The sequence below is a fragment of the Methylobacterium mesophilicum genome (genome assembly GCF_022179445.1).
GTDB lineage: Bacteria > Pseudomonadota > Alphaproteobacteria > Rhizobiales > Beijerinckiaceae > Methylobacterium > Methylobacterium mesophilicum.
Genome location: NZ_BPQU01000010.1, coordinates 125,749 through 146,067 on the forward strand (window position 1 = coordinate 125,749; position 20,319 = coordinate 146,067).

Annotated in this window: 17 protein-coding genes and 1 pseudogene; 6 read left to right on the forward strand and 12 right to left on the reverse strand. The window is 68.4% G+C overall.

Going from position 1 to position 20,319, the window contains the following annotated elements; all coding sequences use genetic code 11:
• Positions 1-236: 236 nt before the first annotated feature.
• The 4 genes from MFF40_RS12705 to MFF40_RS12720 form a co-directional block, all read right to left on the reverse strand.
• Positions 237-2,162: an ATP-binding protein gene (locus tag MFF40_RS12705; RefSeq protein WP_238260740.1), complete on the reverse strand. Its 1,926-nt coding sequence runs from the start codon at positions 2,160-2,162 to the stop codon at positions 237-239.
• A gap of 13 nt (positions 2,163-2,175) precedes the next feature.
• Positions 2,176-4,149: a coiled-coil domain-containing protein gene (locus tag MFF40_RS12710; protein WP_238260742.1), complete on the reverse strand. Its 1,974-nt coding sequence runs from the start codon at positions 4,147-4,149 to the stop codon at positions 2,176-2,178.
• Positions 4,146-4,835, reverse strand: a complete 690-nt coding sequence (locus MFF40_RS12715) for a hypothetical protein (RefSeq protein ID WP_238260744.1) — start codon at positions 4,833-4,835, stop codon at positions 4,146-4,148. Before MFF40_RS12715 ends, MFF40_RS12710 begins: the two co-directional genes overlap by 4 nt.
• Positions 4,836-4,952: 117 nt before the next feature.
• On the reverse strand, positions 4,953-5,666 hold the full coding sequence (locus MFF40_RS12720; protein ID WP_238260746.1) for a DNA-binding protein: 714 nt from the start codon (positions 5,664-5,666) through the stop codon (positions 4,953-4,955).
• A 484-nt stretch (positions 5,667-6,150) separates the two neighbouring features.
• On the opposite strand from MFF40_RS12720, the gene MFF40_RS12725 reads away from it, so the two are divergent.
• Both MFF40_RS12725 and MFF40_RS12730 read left to right on the forward strand, forming a co-directional pair.
• Positions 6,151-7,059 (forward strand): tyrosine-type recombinase/integrase, encoded by a 909-nt coding sequence (locus MFF40_RS12725; protein ID WP_043381343.1) that lies wholly within the window; start codon positions 6,151-6,153, stop codon positions 7,057-7,059.
• A gap of 4 nt (positions 7,060-7,063) precedes the next feature.
• A complete protein-coding gene (locus MFF40_RS12730) occupies positions 7,064-8,296 on the forward strand; it encodes an IS91 family transposase (protein ID WP_238260748.1) in 1,233 nt (410 codons plus the stop codon).
• A gap of 427 nt (positions 8,297-8,723) precedes the next feature.
• Here MFF40_RS12730 and MFF40_RS12735 read toward each other — a convergent pair whose 3' ends face one another.
• The gene (locus tag MFF40_RS12735) at positions 8,724-9,845 is read right to left on the reverse strand and encodes an aldo/keto reductase (protein ID WP_147854088.1); all 1,122 of its coding nucleotides are present in this window, start codon (positions 9,843-9,845) and stop codon (positions 8,724-8,726) included.
• Between the two features lie 96 nt (positions 9,846-9,941).
• Between MFF40_RS12735 and MFF40_RS12740 the strand changes: the two genes are divergently transcribed.
• Entirely contained in the window at positions 9,942-10,844 is a 903-nt protein-coding gene (locus MFF40_RS12740; protein ID WP_147897111.1) for a LysR family transcriptional regulator, read from the forward strand.
• A 46-nt stretch (positions 10,845-10,890) separates the two neighbouring features.
• Here the strand turns inward: MFF40_RS12740 and MFF40_RS12745 are convergent, their stop codons facing one another.
• From MFF40_RS12745 to MFF40_RS12755, 3 genes are all read right to left on the reverse strand, one after another.
• Positions 10,891-11,412, reverse strand: a complete 522-nt coding sequence (locus MFF40_RS12745; protein ID WP_147853320.1) for a DUF1993 domain-containing protein — start codon at positions 11,410-11,412, stop codon at positions 10,891-10,893.
• 246 nt (positions 11,413-11,658) lie between these two features.
• A complete protein-coding gene (locus MFF40_RS12750) occupies positions 11,659-12,948 on the reverse strand; it encodes a Y-family DNA polymerase (protein WP_238260750.1) in 1,290 nt (429 codons plus the stop codon).
• Entirely contained in the window at positions 12,945-13,373 is a 429-nt protein-coding gene (locus tag MFF40_RS12755) for a LexA family protein (protein ID WP_238260752.1), read from the reverse strand. Before MFF40_RS12755 ends, MFF40_RS12750 begins: the two co-directional genes overlap by 4 nt.
• A gap of 176 nt (positions 13,374-13,549) precedes the next feature.
• Between MFF40_RS12755 and MFF40_RS12760 the strand changes: the two genes are divergently transcribed.
• Both MFF40_RS12760 and MFF40_RS12765 read left to right on the forward strand, forming a co-directional pair.
• A complete protein-coding gene (locus MFF40_RS12760; RefSeq protein ID WP_308447704.1) occupies positions 13,550-14,017 on the forward strand; it encodes a hypothetical protein in 468 nt (155 codons plus the stop codon).
• 699 nt (positions 14,018-14,716) lie between these two features.
• Positions 14,717-16,144: a reverse transcriptase domain-containing protein gene (locus MFF40_RS12765; protein WP_238260754.1), complete on the forward strand. Its 1,428-nt coding sequence runs from the start codon at positions 14,717-14,719 to the stop codon at positions 16,142-16,144.
• 70 nt (positions 16,145-16,214) lie between these two features.
• Here the strand turns inward: MFF40_RS12765 and MFF40_RS12770 are convergent.
• From MFF40_RS12770 to MFF40_RS12785, 4 genes and pseudogenes are all read right to left on the reverse strand, one after another.
• Positions 16,215-16,766, reverse strand: a pseudogene (locus MFF40_RS12770) (metallophosphoesterase).
• 413 nt (positions 16,767-17,179) lie between these two features.
• Positions 17,180-17,842, reverse strand: a complete 663-nt coding sequence (gene rnhA / locus MFF40_RS12775; RefSeq protein WP_238260756.1) for a ribonuclease HI — start codon at positions 17,840-17,842, stop codon at positions 17,180-17,182.
• Positions 17,843-18,667: 825 nt separating this feature from the next.
• A complete protein-coding gene (locus tag MFF40_RS12780) occupies positions 18,668-19,300 on the reverse strand; it encodes a hypothetical protein (RefSeq protein ID WP_238260758.1) in 633 nt (210 codons plus the stop codon).
• Between the two features lie 89 nt (positions 19,301-19,389).
• A complete protein-coding gene (locus MFF40_RS12785; protein ID WP_238260760.1) occupies positions 19,390-19,725 on the reverse strand; it encodes a hypothetical protein in 336 nt (111 codons plus the stop codon).
• Positions 19,726-20,123: 398 nt separating this feature from the next.
• Between MFF40_RS12785 and MFF40_RS12790 the strand changes: the two genes are divergently transcribed.
• Positions 20,124-20,319, forward strand: a 196-nt coding sequence (locus MFF40_RS12790) for a hypothetical protein (protein WP_238260762.1), incomplete at its 3' end; no start/stop codon positions are given.

The window sequence follows — 20,319 nt, forward strand, 5'->3', positions numbered from 1 at the left end:
ACGGCGGGTCTTTCTTCATCGCTTTCCCGCACTCTGCCCGCATCGGGTCAGGGGCGGCGGACATGGTCGCGAGGAAGGACGTCTGGGCGGCGGTGGACGGCATACGGGCCAAGTCCCGCGACGCCGACGGCGGGAAGCCGCGGGTGTCGGTACGCTCCGTCCGCACATACGGAAGCGATGCCGGTGGGGCCGGCGCCGGCCACGCCTGCCGGAGGCACGAGCGGGACCTCGCCACCTCAAAGCTTGGAGGGCGTCTTGCGGCGTCCCTGGACACGGAAGAGGACGACGGCGTGCTCCGTCCTCCCCCAAGGAGGGGTGACGTGGTGGACGGAGACCCGCTCGACGACGTCCGGCTGCCCGCCTCCCAGGTCGTGAAGGTCGAGCATCATCAGGATGCCGAAGGAGACGTTCGTCACGCCGTAGGCCACCTCTTGGAGTCCGTATTCCGCCACGACCTGGTCGTTGGTGAGCTTGCGGTCGGACTTCTTCAACTCCGCCACGAAGGTGAAGCGCATGTGCTTGAACAGGACGTCGACGCGTCCCCCGGCGATGTCGCTGGCCTCGGCCCCCAGGATGCCCGCGGAGGGCGAGCCCCACAGGAAGTCGAGGTAGTCCTCCTGAAGGACTTCCTCCTTCGGCAGCTTGGCCGGGTCCCGCTCGAACAGGTACTTGGCCCGCCGATAGGTGCTGGAGCCGACGTTGCTCCGCTGGACCACGAACTGCAGGGTCAGCCACAGGGCGATCTCGAACAGGGCGCGAGCCTCCGGATACCTGCGGAAGTGCTCGTTCCTGCCCAAGGCCTTGATCATGTCGTCGTACAGGTCCGACACCACGGCGGACATGCTCTCGCCGACCAACGTCATCATGGCGCCGGCGACGCGCGCCATCGCCGATGCCCGGCCCGCCTCGGGGATGCTCTCCAGGATGGCGGCGGCCGGTGAGCTCCCGGGCGCCGCCTCAGTAGGGCGGTGGGCGACGACCCCCTCGCGGGCGGCGGCCACCCGGGCGCGCAGCCCCGCGACATCGGGCAGGAGCCCCGACCCCGAATTCTCCTCGATCCACTGGTCGAGGGTATCCAGGGAATGCAAATCTCGTTTCAGGGCGCCGACGATCCGGGGCCGAAGGACGGCCTCAAGGCCGCCGTCCGCGCCCCGCACCATGATGCTGCGGCTCGCCGAGTAGACGGAGACCAATTCGTCCTGGATGACGGCGGCGGCGTTGAGCCAGGCCCGTTTCGCCAAGCTGGTGTCGAGGGAGCCCAACCGGAGCGCGAGCATCGACCAGTGGACGCGCTCCCGGCCCCGAACGCCGAGCCAGGACGACGTCTCCTCAGGCCGGTCGGATGGAGACAGGTGGGCCGTGTACGCGAAGGCGGCCGCCTTGATGCCGTCGATGCCGTCACGGAGGTCGCCTTGGGTCCGGCCGGTCTGGAACGCGACCAACATGTCCAGGCAGCGGCGATACAGCCCGGCGTCAGGGCGCTCCTCGCTCGTCGCCTCGGACCGCCCGAACCAGTCCCGGGCCTCCCGGAACGACCGGAGCGCGTCCTCCTCCGTCGTCGCGTCGAGGCCGGCGCGGAGCGCGTCGAGCCCGAGCTCCATGGCGACCTCGTCCTCGGCCTCCACGACGTGGAGGAGCTTGCCCAGGACGGCGTGCAGGTCCGGGTCCGGCTCCCGTGCGAGCAGCGCGCCCGTGACGTTGGCCGCATGGCGCAGGAAGTCGCCGTCGTCCGTCGGGTCGAGCTCGATCATCTCCGCCTGGAGCCGCCGCAGCAGGGCGCGGTCCGACTGGGCGAGGATCATCGCGGACTTCAGGGCCTGGGCGCGCGCGCCGTAATCGCTGGCGCGGTTCCCGGCCCGTTCCAGGAACGCGCGACCGAGCACGCCCGCGGCCTCCGGACGCAACCGGCCACCGTGGCCGAGCCAGGCGGCGATGCCGGCCATCGCGACGACGTCGCCGGCCTCCCGGATGATCTCGACCGCGGCCGGGACGGCTTTCGCGGCGTCGTGATACGACGCCAGCGCGACGAACAGGTCGGCGCCCTCGACGCCCCGGCCCATTTCGCGGACGGCCTCGCGCAACCGCCCGGGCGAGACCGACGACAGGTCGGCGAATTCGGCCTCGTCCCGGGCCAGAAGCCGTCGCAGAACGTCCTCCGCCACCGTGGAACCCGCCTCAGAAAAGGAATCGGCCGCCTTCAGCGTGGAGCGTTTGCCGGCCAGGGACAACTCCCAAAAGGCTGGGCTTGGTGGCGGCGCCGACGATGACCTGGGTGTCACCGGTCTCGGTGATGACCTCCTGCACGCTCGCCATCAATGCGGCGAAATCGTCGTCGGTCATCTCCTGCGACCGCGGGCTGTCGAGGACGAGCAGGCCGGGATACCGCCCGAAGCGGCGGCGGCGCGCGACGGCGACGACCGCCAGGGCCGCGGCGATGCGAACCCGGAGGTTCTCGCCGGGCGACAGTTTCGTGAACGTGATGTCAGCCCCGCCTTGCCGGATGTCGAGGGCGTTGTTGCTGGACCAGCTCATGCTCTCGACGTGCTGGACGCCGAAGCGCCGGGAGAGGGCGGCCACCTCTTCCGAGACCTCTTTGAGGACGTCCTGCTGCAGGTCGTCGAACAGTTCGCGGGTGACCTTCTCGACCTGGCGCAAAACCGAGGCGTCGTCGTCCACGACCGTCTTCACCGGTGCCGCCACCTCCGCGATGATCTCCCTCAACTGCTCTGCCTGCGCCTCCAGGGCCCTCACGCGGAATTCCGTGTCCGGGTCCTCGGCCGAGGCGAGTTCCGCGGCGATCTCGCCGATGCGCGCCTGGTTGTCGTCGCGGGCCGCCTCGGCCTCGCGCAGGCGTTTACGCGCGGCGGCGAGTTCCGCGTTCAGGCGGGCCACGACTTGCTCGGCCTCGCGCACGTCGGCCTGGAGGTCGTCGATGCGGAGGCCGTCCTCCTCCTCGACATGCCTCTCGCCGCAGAGTGCGCACGTCCCCACGCCCTCCGCGGTCTCGTACCGTTTCGCGTCGATGCCGTTGTCGCACGACGGGCAACACACGGGCCGAAGCCGCCGGAACACCATGCCCGCCGCCAATTCGTCCCGCACCTGTCGCAGGGTTCGCTTGAGCTCGGCAACGGACTCCTGCGCCGCGGTGGCCTGCCGGTCGAGCGCATCGACGCGTTCCTCCGTCGCGGTGACCGCCTTGCGAAGCGGCATCGTTTCCCGGTCGCGGGTCACGAGCGCCATCCGGAGGCGCGGACGGTCGACCGGCGTCCCGCTCCGGGCGCGCAGTTCGCGCAATTCGTTCTCGGTCCCCTTGAGGCGCTCGGCCAGCCGACCCCCGGCGGGCTCCGCCGAGGGCGCCTTCGCGCCTTCGGCGCTGACCTTCTTGTATGCCGTGGCCGCCGCCGTGAGGGTGGTGATCCACGGCAAGCCCATGAACATCTGCAGGAGCCGCAGGGGAACCCCGTCGTGGACGACGTTCCCGAAGACCGCCGTGCCGGGGCCGTGGACGAAGAACGACGTCGCGATGGCGTTCCAGCCGTGGGTACGCTGACCGTGCGTCTTATTGAACGCGTGAAAGGAGCCGAAGCCGAACTCCTCCATCATGTTGTCGGCCACGGCCTGCTCGAAGGGCTTGTCGGCCGGCCCGGCATAGAGGTCGATCCCCCCGTCTCCGTCCTCGCGCCAGAGCGTTCCCCGCGCCATGCGCGGATCGACCTCGCCCGCCTCCTTCTCGACCCGTACGCGATAGTGGGTCGCGTCCACGCGGAACGCCACCTCGACGAGGCTGAGCCAGCCCCAGACATCGGGCTTCACGAAGCCCGGGAATTCCCCGCGCAGCGCCGCCTGGAAGATGTTGATGAGGCTCGACTTGCCACGGGAATTCCTGTCCGACAGGAAGGCCCAGAGCCCCGGACCCATCTCGCCGTCGCCCTCGGGCCAGCGGAAGGCGATGTCGCCGTCCGCGTCGGTGCCCTGCTTGCGCCCCTCAAGCGAGATCCACGCGACACGAAGCTGGCGGCGTCGCGGGAGCGCCGACTGGGGCACGATGCCGTGGCGGTCGAGGACGGCCTGGACCTCCTCCGGCGAAACCTTGGCCTTCGCGGCAATCGTACCGACCCAGTCGTCGGCGTTCGTCGGCGTCGTCGTCATGCCTCGGCCCTCAGCCGCCGGATGCGGGCCAGGACCCGGTCCTTGATGGACGGGATCTCGGTGCCAAGCGGCGCATCCCTGTATTCCTGGTGGAGGTACTGATCGTCCTTGAGGCTGGACCCGCTGCGCAGGCCGGCGAGCGTCGACACCAGCCCGGCCCTGTCCCGGTACCAGGCCAGCGACGGATGCTGCCGGATCACGTCCTCCATGAACGGGAACGCCGCCGGCTCGATCCGGAAATCGTGCCGGCGTTGGCCGCTGGTCTGTCGAAACGGCGTCACCATCCCGTAGGCGCGGAGGATGGACAGGGCCGTCTCGATGTTCTGGAAGGCCCCCCGGTGCCACCGGACCATGCCGACCAGCCTTTCGCTGGGCTCGTCGGCATCGAAGATCGCCTCGGCCTGCGCGAGCAGCGACGGGTCGCCCTCGGTTTCGTGCCGGTCCAGCAGCGCATCGGCCAGGTAGTCCGGGTAGCGGACGAGGAAGTCCATGGCCATCGCCCGCTTCTCGCCGCGGAACACCCTTTGGTCGCCCGGACCGGCCCGTGCGGGGTCGACCGGTTCGCTGCCGAGGGCCAGGATGAAGAGCAGCCTGATGGCGTCGCGGTTGTTGTAGCCCGTATGGTTCTCGCGAGCGGGCGCCGCGCCGATGGGCGCCGGTCCCGGAGTGCTCGTACCCGCCGTCATCGTGCCGGGACCGTTCGTGACGCAACCTGAAGGACGTTCGCCGGGGACAATGCCGGCATGGCCGTGCCGTTCCTCGCGACGCCGTCCTGTCCGCCAACCCGGTCCCGTCTCCGCCCGTCAGGCGGCGTCGTCCTCCGGCCGGCGCCGGCGGTAGCGGCCCGAGCCCTCGGCGGCGAACAGCTTCTTGAACTTGACCCGCTGGTCGATCACCCCCCGGAGCAGGTCCGTCCCCCATTCCCCCGGGTGCTCCTCCGCCTCCTTGACGAACTCGTGGCCGATCCTCGGCAGGATGTCGGTCAGGTGCATCGGCTCCCGCTCCGGCAGGATCTCCCAGATCTCCTGCGCCACCCTCCGCCAGAAGGCGCGCGCCCGCACGAGATGCAGGTGCTTCCTCTCCCGTTCGAGCTCGACGCCCAGCCGCGCGATCTCGGCGCGCTGCGCCTCGATGACGGCGTCGCGCGCATCGACCATCCCCAGCGCCTCGTTCCGCAACTCGCGCTCGGTCGCGACGGCCTCGGCCATGCGGACGCGCTCACGCTCCAGAACCATCGCCGCCTCGGCCTGCGCCGCCTTCCACAACTCCACGCCGGCCTTGGCGAGGTGCGCGGAGACCGTGTCCGGTATCCCCGCAAGCTCGATGACCGGGCTGTAACCACGGTCCTCCGCCCATTGCGCCAGGTGCTCGCCGACGACCTGGTTGTTGCCCGCCACGCCCGCGTTGCGCTTCACCCGCGCCCAGACGTTCCCCAGGGCCACCCGCTCCTTGCCCTCGGCGCGGATCTCGTCGGCCGCCCGCCAGACCTCCCACTTCCGGCGGTCGTTCACCGGCATCGCCCGAGCCCGCTTCCCCGCCATCGCCCGACACACCCCCGCAGGCCGCCAAGGTGCGCGGACACGGTTAACGAAGGCCGAATGACCCGTAGCAAGACTTGCGTAGCGCCATTGGGTACGCGCTACCTACCGAATCGATCCGGACAGGCCGCCGCCCAAGCCGCGCCCGAGGCAAGCGTAGCGCCGGCCAGGCGGCCGAACGGCGGCTATCACATTGAGCCTCCACATCTATCCGGGGAACAAAACGGGGCTGAAAGTCCTGACCTGGACTTGGCCGTCAGGCTCCGGAGAGACCATGGCCGCGCGCAACCACACCCGAACCGTGGACGCCGAATGGCGGCTTGGGGTGGATGAACGAACCCGCTCGCGCGGGATGGGTGGCAGCTTTGAGGCTAGCGGATTGACCCGAGCGCCCTGCGCCAATTGAGCGCCGCCCAGCCCGGGCGGACGATCCCGGCTCCCTTACTTCGAGTGGAGCCATCCCATGACCATCCTCGCCGTTCCCGCCGCTGCCGGCGGCTCGCTGCGCCAGCGCCTGATCGACGACATGACCCTGCGCCGGTTCTCCCGGGCGACGCAGCGCAACTACATCCGCGACGTCGGGCGGCTGGCCGCCTTCCTGCGGCGATCACCCGATACCGCGACCGGCGACGACCTGCGCCGCTTCCAGATCGCCCAGCAGGAGGTCGGCCTCGGCGTGCCGACCATGAACGCCATCGTCTCCGCCCTGCGCTTCTTCTTCGTCCAGACGCTCAACCGCCCCGATCTCGCCCGGGGGCTGGTCCGCCTCAACCAGCCGCGCACCCTGCCCGACGTGCTGAGCGCCGGCGAGGTCGGGCGTCTGCTCGATGCCACGGTCTGCCTGAAGCATCTCGCCGCCCTGTCCCTCGCCTACGGCGCGGGACTGCGCGTGGCCGAAGTCGCCGCGCTTCGGATCGGCGATGTCGACTCGACCCGCATGCTCCTGCGGATCGAGCGTGGCAAAGGCGGCCGCGACCGCAACGCGATGCTGTCGGCCGATCTCCTGGACCTGCTGCGGCGCTGGTGGCGCGAGGGGCACCGGCAGGGCGTCCTGCAGCGCCAGGGCTGGCTGTTCCCCGGGCAGGACTGGACACGGCCGATCAGCACGCGCCAGCTGCACCGCGTCGTCGTCGAGGCGGCGCGCTCGGCCGGGATCCCCAAGCGCGTCGGTCCCCATACCCTGCGCCACTCCTTCGCCACCCATCTCCTGGAGGACGGCGTCGACATCCGCGTCATCCAGGTTCTGCTCGGGCACAGCCGGCTCGACACCACCGCCCTCTACGCCAAGGTCGCCACCCGGACGGTGCGGGCCGTGACCAGCCCCCTCGACAGGCTCGCCCTGTTCCACAGGCAGGGGCCCGCGCCGGGCTGAGGCGATGCCCGCCACGACGGGCACGACGACGGCCGCCACCATCGAACTGGCCGACGTCTTCCGCGCCGCCGGTCCAGCCTACCGCGCCGATCAGGCCGGCCATCTGAGCCTGGACACGCTGAAGGTGATGGCGGCGATCGAGCACTGCCGCACGGCCAGCCTCGGCGGCCATGTCGAGGGCTGCGATGCGTGCGGCCACCTGCGCATCGCCTACAACTCCTGCCGCAACCGGCATTGCCCCCGCTGCCAGGGCGCGGCGGCCCGCGACTGGCTCGCCGCGCGCGAGGCCGACCTCCTGCCGGTCGGCTACTTCCACGTCGTCTTCACCCTGCCGGCCGAGATCGCCGCCATCGCCTTCCACAACAAGGCCGCCGTCTACGACCTGCTGTTCCGAGCGGCGAGCACCACCATGATGCGGATCGCCGCCGACCCGAAGCACCTCGGGGCCCGCATCGGTCTCACCGCCGTGCTCCACACCTGGGGCTCGGCCATGATCCACCATCCCCACCTCCACATGATCGTCCCCGGCGGAGGCCTCTCGCCGGACGGGACCCGATGGGTCGCGTCGCGCCCTGCCTTCCTCCTGCCGGTGCGGGTGCTGGGCATGCTGTTCCGCCGCCTGTTCCTCGAAGGGCTCGCCGCCCTCCACGAGGCCGGGACGCTCGTCTTCTTCGGCACCCTGGCTCCGCTCTCGGATCCCAGGGCCTTCGCCCGCGCGCTCGCCCCGGTGCGCAGGAAGCGCTGGGTGGTCTACGCCAAGCCGCCGTTTGCCGGGCCGAAGGCCGTGCTCGCCTACCTGGCGCGCTACACCCACCGCGTCGCAATCTCCAGCCGACGCATCCTCGCCTTCGACGGGGCGAGTGTCAGCTTCCGCGTCAAGGACTACCGGCGCGACGAGGCCGGACGGCCGCGGGTCATGACCCTGTCGGCCACGGAGTTCATCCGGCGCTTCCTGCTCCATGTCCTGCCGCGCGGCTTCCACCGCATCCGGCACTACGGCCTCCTCACGGGCGCAAACCGGAAGGCAGGCCTGGCCCACATCCGCGCGATCCTCGGCGTCCCGGCCCCGCCTCGCCCCACCGCCGACGCGCCCGATCCGCAGGACAGCCCCGGCAAGGCCCGCTCGCCTTGCCCCTGCTGCGGCGGTCCCATGATGATCGTCGGGTCCTTCGCGGGCTGGCATCAGCCCCGGGGGCCGCCGTTCCGCTCCACGTCGCACCGGGCCGGTTCGCCATGACCCGGCATGGCCTGACGCCGCCAACCACCCGCGGAGCCGCGCCCCGGGGCATGCCTCACCGTGTGCCGAATGCCAGGATGGGCCGCGCAACCGCGATCGTCGAACCCCGGTCGGCTTCGCCAAGACCCGGGGGCCCGCCAGTCCGGCAGCCCTCAGCCTCGCAACCGGCGAGGTTTGCCCACCGTTGCTCCGCCCCTGGGGGCGACGCCTAACCCAAATCCCCATAGGACCGCCCGCCATCCCGCGGGTTCGTTCATCCACGACTTTCGTACGCCTCGCGGCGACCGAAACTCTTCAGGTAAGCTGCCGGTCCGCTCTCGGCGTCGTGTCGCTGAAAGCGGACCTCGCGGCCAAAGCTCACGACGCGGAATACTGTCCTTCGGTGACTTGCTCCACCCGAGAGCGAGTGAGCGAGGAAGGGGTTTCCTCAGAGCATCTCGTTTGGGGCTTGAACCTGCGCGCCGCCGAACACGACGGCCTGCCGCAACGACGGTCGGGACAGGCCGTAGATCAGACGCGGCTCCACCGGTGCGCTGACCGCATCCAGGGCGGCGCGATGCTCCGGGGAAAGCATGAGATCGAGCGCGGCGATGTTGTCGGCCACCTGCTCCGGCCGGCTCACCCCCATCAGCGTCGAGGCGACACCCGATCGTCCGACCACCCAAGCGAGCGCAACGCGCGCCGGCGATTGCCCGATGGCCACCGACACCCGGCGCACACCTTCGACGATGTCCCAGTTGCGCGGCGTGAATAGGCTGTCTCCGAACGGGTTGGACCCGTCGAGACGCTTGTCGTCGGCGGGGCGCGCCTCGCCCGACTGAGCAGCATCCTTCGGCAGGCCGCCTGCCCGCGGACCCGCAGCCTCAACCGTCACGCGATCGTACTTGCCGCTCAACAGCCCGTAGGCGAGCGGCGACCATGGCACCACGCCCATGCCGAACTCGGCAGCGAGCGGGACATGCTCGTCCTCCACCTCCCGGTTCACGAGCGCGTAGAAGTATTGCAACGCGATCGGCCCCGGCAGGCCTCGTATTGCGGCCACCGTCGCGAGCTTGGCGACGTACCACGCGGGCGTGTTCGAGAGACCCCAGTACCGGACCTTCCCGGCGCGCACGAGACCAGCCATGGTCTCCAGCAGCTCCTCCGCCGGCGTGATCCCGTCCCAAACGTGCACCCAGTAGAGATCGACGTAATCGGTCTGCAGGCGACGTAGTGAGCCTTCCAGCGCCGCGTGAACATGCTTGGCGCCGTTGCCGCCCGCGTGCGGCCCCTTGCCCGTGGCAAAGCCAGATTTCGTCGCGAGGACGATCCGGTCGCGCAAGCCGCGCTCGCCGATGAAGCGGCCGAGCATCGCCTCGCCCTCACCGCCCGCGTACACATCGGCTGTGTCGATGAAATTGCCGCCCCGCTCCAGGTAGGCATCGAACACGGCGCGGCTGCCGGCCTCGTCCAGCCCCCAGCGCGCGGTGCCGAAGGTCATGGTGCCGAGGGCGAGCGGACTGACCGCAAGGCCGGAGCGGCCGAGCGTACGGTAATGCGTGAGGTCCATTGTTGCATATCCCTGCTGATACCCCACAGGATAGAGCCGCCGTTCGTAGGCGATTAGCCCCAAACATCGGCAAGGGCTTGTGAGCGGAGTTCAGGAATGCGACGGGGCACGCTCGATGATCTCGCGGCCTTCGCGGCGGTCGCGCGCACCCGCAGCTTCACGCGGGCGGCGGCCGAGCTCGGCTTGTCCCCCTCGGCGCTCAGCCACGCCGTGCGGGGGCTGGAGGAACGGCTCGGGGTCCGGCTGCTCGCGCGCACCACGCGTAGCGTCGCGCCGACGCCGGCGGGCGAGCGGCTCGTGCGTTCGCTGGCTCCGGCGCTGGCGGAGGTCGAGCGCGGGCTTGCAGCGCTTGCCGACTGGCGCGGCGCGCCGTCTGGTTCGCTGCGGCTGACGACCTTTTCCTCGGCCGCGCGCCAAGTGCTCGACCCAGCCCTGCCGCGCTTCCTCCTCGATCATCCGGCCGTCTCAGTTGAGGTCGTCATCGACGACCGCCTCACCGACATCGTCACTGCCCGTTTCGATGCCGGCATCCGCTTCGGCGAGACGGTGGAGCGCGACATGGTAGCGGTGCGGCTGGGACCGGACCTGCGCACGGTGGTGGTCGGCACACCCGCCTACTTCGCGCGCCATCCGCGGCCCGGGACGCCTGCCGACCTGGAGGCGCACAACTGCGTCAACTACCGGCTGGTCGGCGGGGGTGGATTGCTGCCGTGGGAGTTCGCGCGCGACGGCCAAGACGTGCGCGTGCGTGCAAGCGGGCAACTCACCGTCAATGATGCGGCCCTTGGGGGGGCGGCCGTGCGGGCCGGTGCCGGGCTCGGCTACATGCTGGAGGAGGATGTGGCCGCCGACATCCAGGCGGGCCACCTCGTGCAGGTTCTGGCGGACTGGTGCACGCCCTTCCCCGGTTACCACCTCTACCATCCGAGCCAGCAGGCTACCCCGGCGCTCCGCGCCCTGATCGACGCCGTGCGTTGGGTTGAAGCACGACCTGTTTAGGTCGGACACGGTCGAATGCTCCTCCGACCGCGGGGAGTTGGAGCGACTACTTCGCGGCGTGAATGTTCGGCGGCCCGAGATGCTGGAGAAAATCCGGCTTGCCGAGGCTCACGCCAGCGCCGCGGAGGATCCCGTAGGCTGTTGTCACGTGGAAGAAGAAGTTCGGAAGCGCAAAGCTGGTCAGATAGGCCTGCCCACTGAAGCGGTATCCCATGCCATTCGGGAACTTCAGCTCCACCTCCCGGTTCGCGCCTGAGGCCAACGCCGCCGGATCGATGCCTTCAATGAAGGCGATCGTCCTGGCGCAGCGCTCCTTGAGTTCGGCGAAGGTCGCCTCGACGTCGGGCATCGAGGGCGCTTCGATCCCGGCGAGCCGTGCCACCGCGTTCTTCGCACTGTCGGATGCCATTTGATACTGAGCAGGCAGAGGCTTCATGTCGGGAGCCAGCCGCTGGACGAGCAGCTCGGCTTCTGGCTTCTCCGATGCCGCTTTGTCGAGCCAAATGCTCATGTTGCGAAGCGCGTTGACGAAGACGGGGACGCTGACGTCGTAGATGCTGATGCTCATCTGGGCTCCCTAAGGCACCTGCTATAAAAGACGCGGTGAGAAGGCGCACACCGCAAAAGGGTGCATCGAACGAAGACGCTAGACCGCCGACGAACGGCCGCTTCGGAGAAGCGACGGGAGGGGTCCGGGCGGCTAGGTTGGGTCGAAAGCAGTCCATCTGCTTTCGCCGGCGGCTCGTCCGAAGCGGTCCTGCCTTTCTCCATGAAGTGCGCCTGCCTGCGCGCTCGCGCTCGTCGGGTCAGAGGACTATGCGGCAGTTACCGTCAGAAGCTCCTCGATACGCGTCGTGTAGCGCGGCGAGCGCATCTCGAATTTCGTCGACCATCCCCGTGCCGGCGCGAACCCGGCGGCGGCGGGCACCACGGTCCCGCGACCAAAGCGTATGTTGCAGGCATCGAGCGCCGACATCAGCGCCGCGCCGTGCTCGCGGTCAAACTGGCCAAGGCCCGGGATGGCCCGCTGCGACGCTGTCAACAGTACGAGGTCGGTCGTGACCAAACCGGATTTCGAGTAGCGGAAGCCGTCGCGCCAGATCTTCCGCACGCCGTGCAAGCAGGCCTTCACGAGGACCAGCCCATCGTTTGAGGCTTCCGGCAGGGTAATCACCGTCGAGACCGACCTCTGCGGCCGGTCGCGGTCGTGCTTTGAAGTGTGGAAGAAGACCGTTACGTGGTCGGTGCCGAGCCCCTCGCGCCTGAGCTTTTCCCCGAGCCGGGTCGCGTGCGCCGCAATCGACTGTTCCATGGTAGCGAGGTCCTCGACCCGATCTGAGAAGCTCCGGGTCACCGCGCATCCCTTCCGCGTCGGCGCCATCTCCTCCAAGTCGAGGCAGGCCTCGCCACGAAGCTCGCGCACGAGCCGCTCTCCCACCACGGTCAGGGCCTTGCGGGCGGCCCGGGCGTCGAGATCGCGAACGTCCGCCGCGCTTTCGCAGCCAAGGGCCTGCAGCTTGCGGGCGTTCGCCGGTCCGACGCCCCAGATGTCTTCTGGCGGGATGCGCACCATCCAGTGCTCGTACTGGACCGGGTCGGTCAGGTCGCAGACCCAGCCGAGCTCCGGCACCTTCTTGGCGACGTGGTTGGCGAGCTTGGCCAGCGTCTTGGTCGGGCCGATTCCGACGCAGGTCGGGATGCCCGTCCAGGCCCGCACGGTCTCGCGCATGTCCCGGGCGAGCGATACCCGATCCCGCTCCCGGACGTCGGAGAGGTCGAGGAAGCTCTCGTCGATGGAGTAGATCTCGATGCGCGGCGAGAAGCGCCGGTAGACCGTATTCACCCGGGCCGACATGTCGCCATAGAGGGCGTAGTTCGACGAGTAGACCCTGACACCTTGGGCGCGGCACATCTGCCGGATCTTGAAGTATGGTTCTCCCATGCGGATGCCGAGGGCCTTTGCCTCTGCGGTGCGAGCGATGGCGCAGCCATCGTTGTTCGAGAGCACGATGACCGGCGCGCGGGCCAGCTTGGCATCGAAGACGCGCTCGCACGAGCAGTAGAAACTGTTGCCGTCCGAGAGGGCGTAGGCCCGGGCGCTCACTCGCTGCGGCGCCTCGGATTGATCGAGCCTGAGACGACGCCCCAGACCTCGACCTCGGCGCCGGGCGAAAGTTGGAACTCTGGGAAGCGAGGGTTGGCGAAAGACAGCGAGATGCGCGGACCTTGGCGACGCCAGACCTTGAACGAGCGTTCGCCGTCGATGTCGACCACAACGATGTCGCCGTTTCGCGGGGTGAGCGAGCGGTCGACCACGGCGAGGTCCCCGTCGAACAGCTTGGCGAGCATCATACTGTCACCGGCCACCCGCACCAGGAAGGTCGCGGGTCGGTTCGCGATGAGCAGGCGCTGCAGGTCGATTTCTTCCTCGATGAAGTCGTCCGCGGGGCTGGGAAACCCTGCCCGGACCGGTTGGGCCAAGAGTGGCACCGGCATGGGAAGGCCAATGGTGATGCCGCTGGCTTGCATGATCTCGCTCCGCGAATCTGACGGAACAAATTAGGAACATCGGGGCCCGGTTCCGCGCAAGCGGCCGCGCTTGCGACAACAGGCGGGTGTGGACGCCTGTGGACAACGGGGATTGGCTCTTGCGATGGCGCCGCTTTCCAAGCGGCCTCACTTCGCATCGAGCCGGAGGAACACCGTTGAGGCTCACCGTCTACATGCTCACGGCCTTGGCCGTTTCTGGGATGCCGACACTGGCGGCAGGGGACTTCCCCCTCGCGTCCTGCAAGGGCTGGAACGGCACGGTCGTCGAGCGGGATGGCATCGACACCGCGCGGGCCACGATGCGCGGCATCGTCGCCAAGGCCGATCTGCAAGAGTATTGCGAACGCGACCCCGGTGGGGAGACCAAGCAGTACGGGGGCAAGCTTACGACGGCACAATGCGTCGTGAAATATCTACGGAGCGAGGGCCGGGCCACGATGACGGCCGAGGCGAACTGCCGGGCGGGTACGGTCGCCTATCGCTACGGGGACCGTCAGGCCGGGAGGACACGTTTTCCCCAAGGCGCCGATACCGATACGTCGTGCGCTTCGGGCATGCCGCCCTTGATCGAGCAGTTTAAGATGCTGTGCCCCGCCGCGGCCAAGAGGCTGAAGGTCGAATAGCCGGGCCTGCCCCGGTATCAGGCCATCCTTAGGTCTCGCGGTATATGCCGAGCTCGGTGACCTCGTGCTGCCTGTGGGCATCTCAGGTCGGGGCCTTGCGGCGCAGCCAACGCTAAGCTTTCCTGGCGTTCCTGCATTTTTGTCTCCATCGCGACGGGGGCCGGCTCGCCCGGTTGCCCGGGGTGGTGGAGCGGCGGCACGGTCGTGGCGCGAGCCATGATCAGGGCCGTTCGGATAGGGCCGAAAGGTACCTCCGGAGAGGGCAGACCTGTCCTGTTCGACCTAAGACTAGCCGCAACCTTATCTCTCGATGGGACCTGTTGGGCGGCTGGACGAATTTTTTCGCGGGCGGGGCGGGGTTGCGCGGGCATCGGAGGCTTGCGCGCCGGCCAAAAACGGTAACGTGGCTGGAGGGCGGAGACGATGCGCGACGCGACAAGCAAAAACGTGCCAGCCGGAAGGCGGCGCGAACCGGCGGGCGACGTCTAACGGCGTTCCTGGCGGGGATCTCTTTCGCTCTCATCGCGACGGGGGCCGGCTCGCCCGGTTGCCCGGGGTGGTGGAGCGGCGGCACGGTCGTGGCGCGAGCCATGATCAGGGCCGTTCGGATAGGGCCGATTGGTACCTCCGGAGAGGGCAGAGCCTGGTCGGACGGGTATGGGTGGAACAACAGGGCCCCAACACCAGAGGTTGCTTAACATGGCCGGGTCGCTGCTCCTGAAGCAGGTTCGCAGTCGGCCGAACCTTGAGCGCGCCTGGCGGAAGATCGAAGAGAACGGCCGGCTCTCCAAGTCGGAGACGGTGAGTTCGGAGATCGAGGCGTTTCGCGAGAAAGCGTCCTCGAAGCTTCAGTCGCTGGGCGACCGCCTGCGACGTGGCACGTATCGCTTCCCGCCTGCCAGGGCGGTCCCGATCCCGAAAGGCGACAAGCGGGACCGGATGAACATCCGTCCCATCGTGATTGCGACCGTCGAGGCCCGCATCGTCCAGCGGTCGCTCCTCGGTGTGCTGACGGGCATTTCCGACCTGAAGCCGTACTTCGAGAACCCGAACAGTTTCGGGGGTATCAGGAAGGCGGAGGGGCAGCCCCTCGCCGCCGTGCCGGCCGCAATCCAGGAGGTCCTGACCGCCATAGGAGGTGGTGCCGCCTACGTGTCCTGCGCCGACATCAGCGGCTTCTTCACGAGGATCTCCAAATCCGCGGTCACGGACATCATCGCCGAAGTGGTGGGGGACCCCGACTTCATGGCGCTGTTCTCGGACGCCGTGAAGGTCGAGCTCAGCAACATGGCCGACCTGCGGGAGCGCGCAGCCAAGTTCCCCATTCACGATATCGGCGTCGCACAGGGCAACTCCCTCTCGCCGCTCCTGGGAAATTTGATTCTCCACCGGTTCGACAGAATCATGAACGAGGGCGATTGCCGCTGCATTCGCTACATCGACGACTTCATCGTCCTCGCCCCAACCAGAAAGGCGGCCGCCGCCAGGATGCGCCGTGCATCCCGCCATCTCGCTTCCCTCGGCATGAGCCTTTCCGCGGAGAAGACGCATGCGGAGCCGCAGCGCGTCGCCGACGGCTTCGAGTTCCTGGGGATCGAGTTGAGGAACGGCTTCATCCGCCCCACGACCAAGGCACGCAACAGGCTCATCAAGTCCTTGGAGGAGACGCTCCGGGAGAGCAGCGTGGCTTTCCGGGCGCGCAGGCATGGCTCGCCCCTTCCCAAATCCCAGTCCCTGCTTGCGACCCTGCGGCGGGTGGACGGTGCCGTCATGGGCTGGGGAAGGCACTACGGGTTCTGCAACGACGAAGCAGCCTTCGCCCAACTCGACGCCGACATCACGAGGATGCTTAGGTCGTACATCGGCATCTACTCGGATGAACGCGCCTCGGCCTGTGACGTCGGCCGCCGTTCCCTGCTTGGCATCGAGGCGCTTGCGGACATGCCGCGCGAGCCTTTCGTCTGGCCCGCGGCTCGCGAGGTCAAGCGGGGGATCATCGACCTGCGCCCGTCCCCGCCCACTGATCTGGCCCCGACGCCGGAAATCGACGTCGCTGCGGTGGTGGCCGCTCGGGAGACCAATCAGCCCCTGGAGATCGCGGCAGGGAGCCTGGGCGTGCACGCCTGACGCTGACGCTCACTTGCGGCGCTCGGCGCTTCGCCCGGGTCGAGCGCGTTTGACCGGGACGACCGGGATCTTAGCCGACCGAGTGGTTCTCCGATGTGGCGGCCATTCGCTTCAGGATTGCCTCCAGCCGCACGGGGGCCCAGCCCCAGCAATCGACGCCGACGTCCAGGCTTGTCCGGGTGCCGGGCAGGCTGCCGTGCGAGTGGCCGTAGAGGTGCAGGTCTCCGTGCCGTTCGTGCGGCCAGGTCCGGTGTGCGTAGTGGCTGCACCAGATCGCCTAGGGCTTGGGCATGCCTGGGTCCTGGACGAAGACGCGCTGCACGTCGACGATAGGCCCGTCCCAGTCGAGTTGCTCGCCGAGCGCGTCATGGTTGCCGCGGACGAGACGGATTCGCCCATTCAGCCGAGCCTTGATCGAAGCCGCGTAAGCGAGGTCGCACCGGTAGGCGAAGTCGCCGAGGTGCCAGACGATATCGGTCGGCCTGACGACCGCGTTCCAGGCCGTGACCAGGGCCTCGTCGTGCTCCGCGACGGTGGCGAACGGGCGGGGCCGGTCCATCGTCGGCTTGAGGATCGAGGCGTGCCCGAAGTGGCTGTCGCTACTGAAGAACGTGTTAGGCATGAAGCCTCCGAAATCGGCGGAGGCCGAGCCTATGCTGCGGCGCTCCGCGGTCAGCGGGATGGGTGGGGCGCGGCGGCTATCATGAGGTCGATGCTTTCGGCTTGGCGGGAGGGCGCATCTGGGAAAGGCCGAGGTCGTCCGCAAGGGCAGCCACGCCGTTCCGGGACTGGAAGTGGCCTGAGAGGGACGCTGTCCGAAGTTGTGCGCCTCGGCATGACAATAGGCCCCGACATGCTGATGTCATGGCCGCCGCTTTCAGGGCCGCTTCGCCTTCCGAGCATACATTCGAATAGGCAGGGCGGAAGGCCCGCAATGGGTCAAAAAGCAGGCCCTCGGATGTTCGAGCGGCGAACGCATGTAGCGGGGCCGGGATCGAACCAGCGTCCAGGCGTCACCGCAATCAGTCTCGTCCCCTATGCTCGGCTCGATCGCAGGCGGGCGACCTCGCTCGGTCCGATCTCGAGGTAGAACCGGATCGCATCGTCGACCAGAGCGTCGGGCGTAACACCCGCCGCCTTCGCGGCCCGCGTGACCTGGAGGCCAAGCGCCAGATCGACGCGCAGGGCGGCGCCTTGGCTCGGCGACGCTGGTGCGGCCGCAGGGGCAGGTATGGGTGCAGCACTGTTCCGCGACTCGAGCTTGCCGAGCTTCGCTTCGCGACGACCCCGGTGGACGAGAGCGTCTGCGCGCTCATTGAGACGATCGCCGGCATGCCCCCGGACCCAGGTCCATTTGACGTCCCGCGCCGCGTTCAGTTCGTCGAGGCGCTTCATGAGATCGACGTTCTTCACGTCACCCGTCGTCGTGCGCCAGCCCTTCGCCTTCCAACCGCGCATCCACTCGGTCACCGATTTGACCACGTACTGGCTGTCGCAGCGCATCTCAATCGCGGCCCCGGCCGTGAAATGCTCGAGGCCCTTGATCGCCGCCGTCAGCTCCATGCGGTTGTTGGTCGTGGTGCCGGGCTCTCCGCCGCACAGCTCGACCGTGCTGTCCGGGGCGGCAACGACGACGCCCCAACCGCCTGGCCCTGGGTTAGGATCGCAACCGCCATCAGCATAAACGATCGTTCGCATCGTGGCGTCGGCCCTGCGTTGGGGTGGTCGATGGGAGACCGCCATCGATGCCCGAAATTGCCTGACAGATTGTATCCCCATGGGGCTGCCGTTCGAGCAGGAAGCGAATGCCCACTTCTTGGAGATTTAGCTGGCCGGCTGAATGGCCGAGGCGGGGTCAGTCGCGGTAGAATAGCGGTTGTTGTGCCAGGGGCGAGTTGTAGCTCGCCGGTGGCCGAGTAGGCCGCTTGTCGGCCGAACTGAGCCATTCTGACCGCTTAAGTTTCAAACACTTGGCGGGGCCGCGAAACGCCCGGAAACGCCGTTGTCGGGGAGAGGGTGCTGCCGATTGGTGGTCGCCGTGCAAGAGGTAAGCGGGGTCGGCATTCAGCCAGGAGGCTGCCGTGTCTGGGGCCGAGCAGGGGCCGGCCATCGCGTGGCCCCAGCAGGGCGGACGGGGCCTGACGCGTGTCGGGCCAGTGGGTACGTCGGCGGGGATGGCCGCAGATGTGGCCGGCGCTGGCGATCCGCCGGCCGGTGGGGGTGGGCAGTCCGGCGGGGTAAGGGCGCTCTTTGCATCCGGTCTGTGCGCGTTTCGGAGAAACATAGCGCCGTCCGGGGTGTGGTGAGCAGGCGGATCCGCCGCTGACCTCTGTAGCGATGGCGCCGATGTCCTCGCGCGGGTGCCGGTCGCCGTGACGCGTGAGCTGCCTACGTCTTCACGCCCGGCTGAAGCAGTGAGCGTCCCAGCGCACAGCGACGTCCTGCATTTGCAACGCGAGCTGCCGGGGCCCTCGGTCGCTGCCGACGCCTCAGAAAGTGGGGGCGGAGCGAACTCGTACTCGATCAGCCAGGCTTTGACTCGTCACCATCTTCGAGGATGCGGTGCCAGACCGGCACATAGTACGGATCGAGCCGGGCGCGCCGCTCGCTCATGTACCGATTGAACGAAGACGTCGTCGACAGGACAGCGTCACCGATCGCTAGCCGCAGCCGCTCGCGCCCCGTCTCTTCCAGGTCATCCGTCTCACGCAGAAGGCTCTGCACGCGGTAGAGGTCGACCGTGCCCCCCGTGATCAGCGCGGAGGCGTCCGCTGGATGATCGATGGCGTCCGATCGGCACCACAGCCAGAGCAGATGCTCCGCGCTCGCCAGCCGCGCTGGAATGCCGAACCACAGGCGGGTGATTGCTTCCACCAGTAGACCTGCCTCGATCGCGCAGGCGCAGGGCCGCAGCGTCACCTCGATGGGCCGCGGGCACAGCTTCGGGTCCATGTGCGGCGCGAACCGCACCCGTGTCGCCTGAACGAGATCCGCGGCACGCTCGCGCCCGTCCGCGCCGAGGTCGGCGACGATCTCGATCACGCCGACGTATCGCGCCTGCTCGTGCAGCGTCAGCGCGATGCGGCCGACCACGGCGTAGGCGTAGCCCTCCGCGTCGAGCCGTCCGACGATGTCGCGGAAGATCGCCGGCAGCATCCCCGGCGTCGGGTTGCTTAGGTCGTGGCAATCGACGAGGAGCGCCTCAATGTCGTCTGAGCTACCGCCCATGTAGTTTGACCTCTGGGTCAGGTGAGGGTGCGGTAGTGCACGTCCGATCGCACCGCGTGGCGCTCCCCGGCGAGGCCAAACAACCGAACGAGTTCGGCGATAGTCTCCGGCCGCTGCAGGCGCCTATCAGCGTAGAGCGTGAACAGCGCGGGTCCGCGCATGTAGACCACCCGCCCGCGCGGGAACGCTTCGTACTCGTGGCCTGCGATGGCCGGTGGCAGGCCGCGACGACGCAACACCGTGGCGCCGAGCCTGCGCCAGGCCTCCCAGACCTCGTGGTGCCCGCGCGGGTGGGTGAGGCAGTCGCCGTAGATTTCCGCTTCCGCCAGGGGCGTACGGTCGATTACCAGCACGGTGCGATCGCCCTCCGGCACACCCCAGAAGATGCCGACGCTGGGTACGGCTATAACGCCTCCGGGGAGGTCAGGGTCCTGGCCGACGGTAATGTCCATGATCTTGGCGTGTTTGCGTGGACCGGGCCGGCGTCGGTATAGCGTCGAGGGCAATGGTGGGGGCATGAAACCGACGTCTCCACAGCTCACCCGGAGCCGATGAGAGAGTTTCCCGCGAGGCCCGCGAAAATTTACAGCTAGGCGTCAATTTAGCTGCGGCCGACCGACGCACGGCGAGCATCGCTGCCCTGGAGCGTGAGCTTGTAGCTGACGCTGAACTTTCCCGAAAAACCTTTTTAAATGTTGTTGGTTTTGAGCCCCCTCCCCTGCGATTGAGGCCTAAGCTCTGCTATAAATTTATGGCCTGCACGGCCTACACGGTCTGCACGGTCTGCACGGCCTACACGGTCTGCACGGCCTACACGGCCTACACGGCCTACACGGTCTGCATGGTCTGCATGGTCTGCATGGTCTGCACGGCCTGCACGGCCTACACGGTCTGCACGGCCTACACGGTCTGCACGGCCTACACGGCCTACACGGCCTACACGGCCT

Coding starts and splice junctions, on each gene's coding strand:
- MFF40_RS12710 (WP_238260742.1), bottom strand. CDS start 4,149: ATGACGACGACGCCGACGAACGCCGACGACTGGGTCGGTACGATTGCC.
- MFF40_RS12715 (WP_238260744.1), bottom strand. CDS start 4,835: ATGACGGCGGGTACGAGCACTCCGGGACCGGCGCCCATCGGCGCGGCG.
- MFF40_RS12720 (WP_238260746.1), bottom strand. CDS start 5,666: ATGCCGGTGAACGACCGCCGGAAGTGGGAGGTCTGGCGGGCGGCCGAC.
- MFF40_RS12725 (WP_043381343.1), top strand. CDS start 6,151: ATGACCATCCTCGCCGTTCCCGCCGCTGCCGGCGGCTCGCTGCGCCAG.
- MFF40_RS12730 (WP_238260748.1), top strand. CDS start 7,064: ATGCCCGCCACGACGGGCACGACGACGGCCGCCACCATCGAACTGGCC.
- MFF40_RS12735 (WP_147854088.1), bottom strand. CDS start 9,845: ATGGACCTCACGCATTACCGTACGCTCGGCCGCTCCGGCCTTGCGGTC.
- MFF40_RS12740 (WP_147897111.1), top strand. CDS start 9,942: ATGCGACGGGGCACGCTCGATGATCTCGCGGCCTTCGCGGCGGTCGCG.
- MFF40_RS12745 (WP_147853320.1), bottom strand. CDS start 11,412: ATGAGCATCAGCATCTACGACGTCAGCGTCCCCGTCTTCGTCAACGCG.
- MFF40_RS12755 (WP_238260752.1), bottom strand. CDS start 13,373: ATGCAAGCCAGCGGCATCACCATTGGCCTTCCCATGCCGGTGCCACTC.
- MFF40_RS12765 (WP_238260754.1), top strand. CDS start 14,717: ATGGCCGGGTCGCTGCTCCTGAAGCAGGTTCGCAGTCGGCCGAACCTT.
- rnhA (WP_238260756.1), bottom strand. CDS start 17,842: ATGCGAACGATCGTTTATGCTGATGGCGGTTGCGATCCTAACCCAGGG.
- MFF40_RS12780 (WP_238260758.1), bottom strand. CDS start 19,300: ATGCTGCCGGCGATCTTCCGCGACATCGTCGGACGGCTCGACGCGGAG.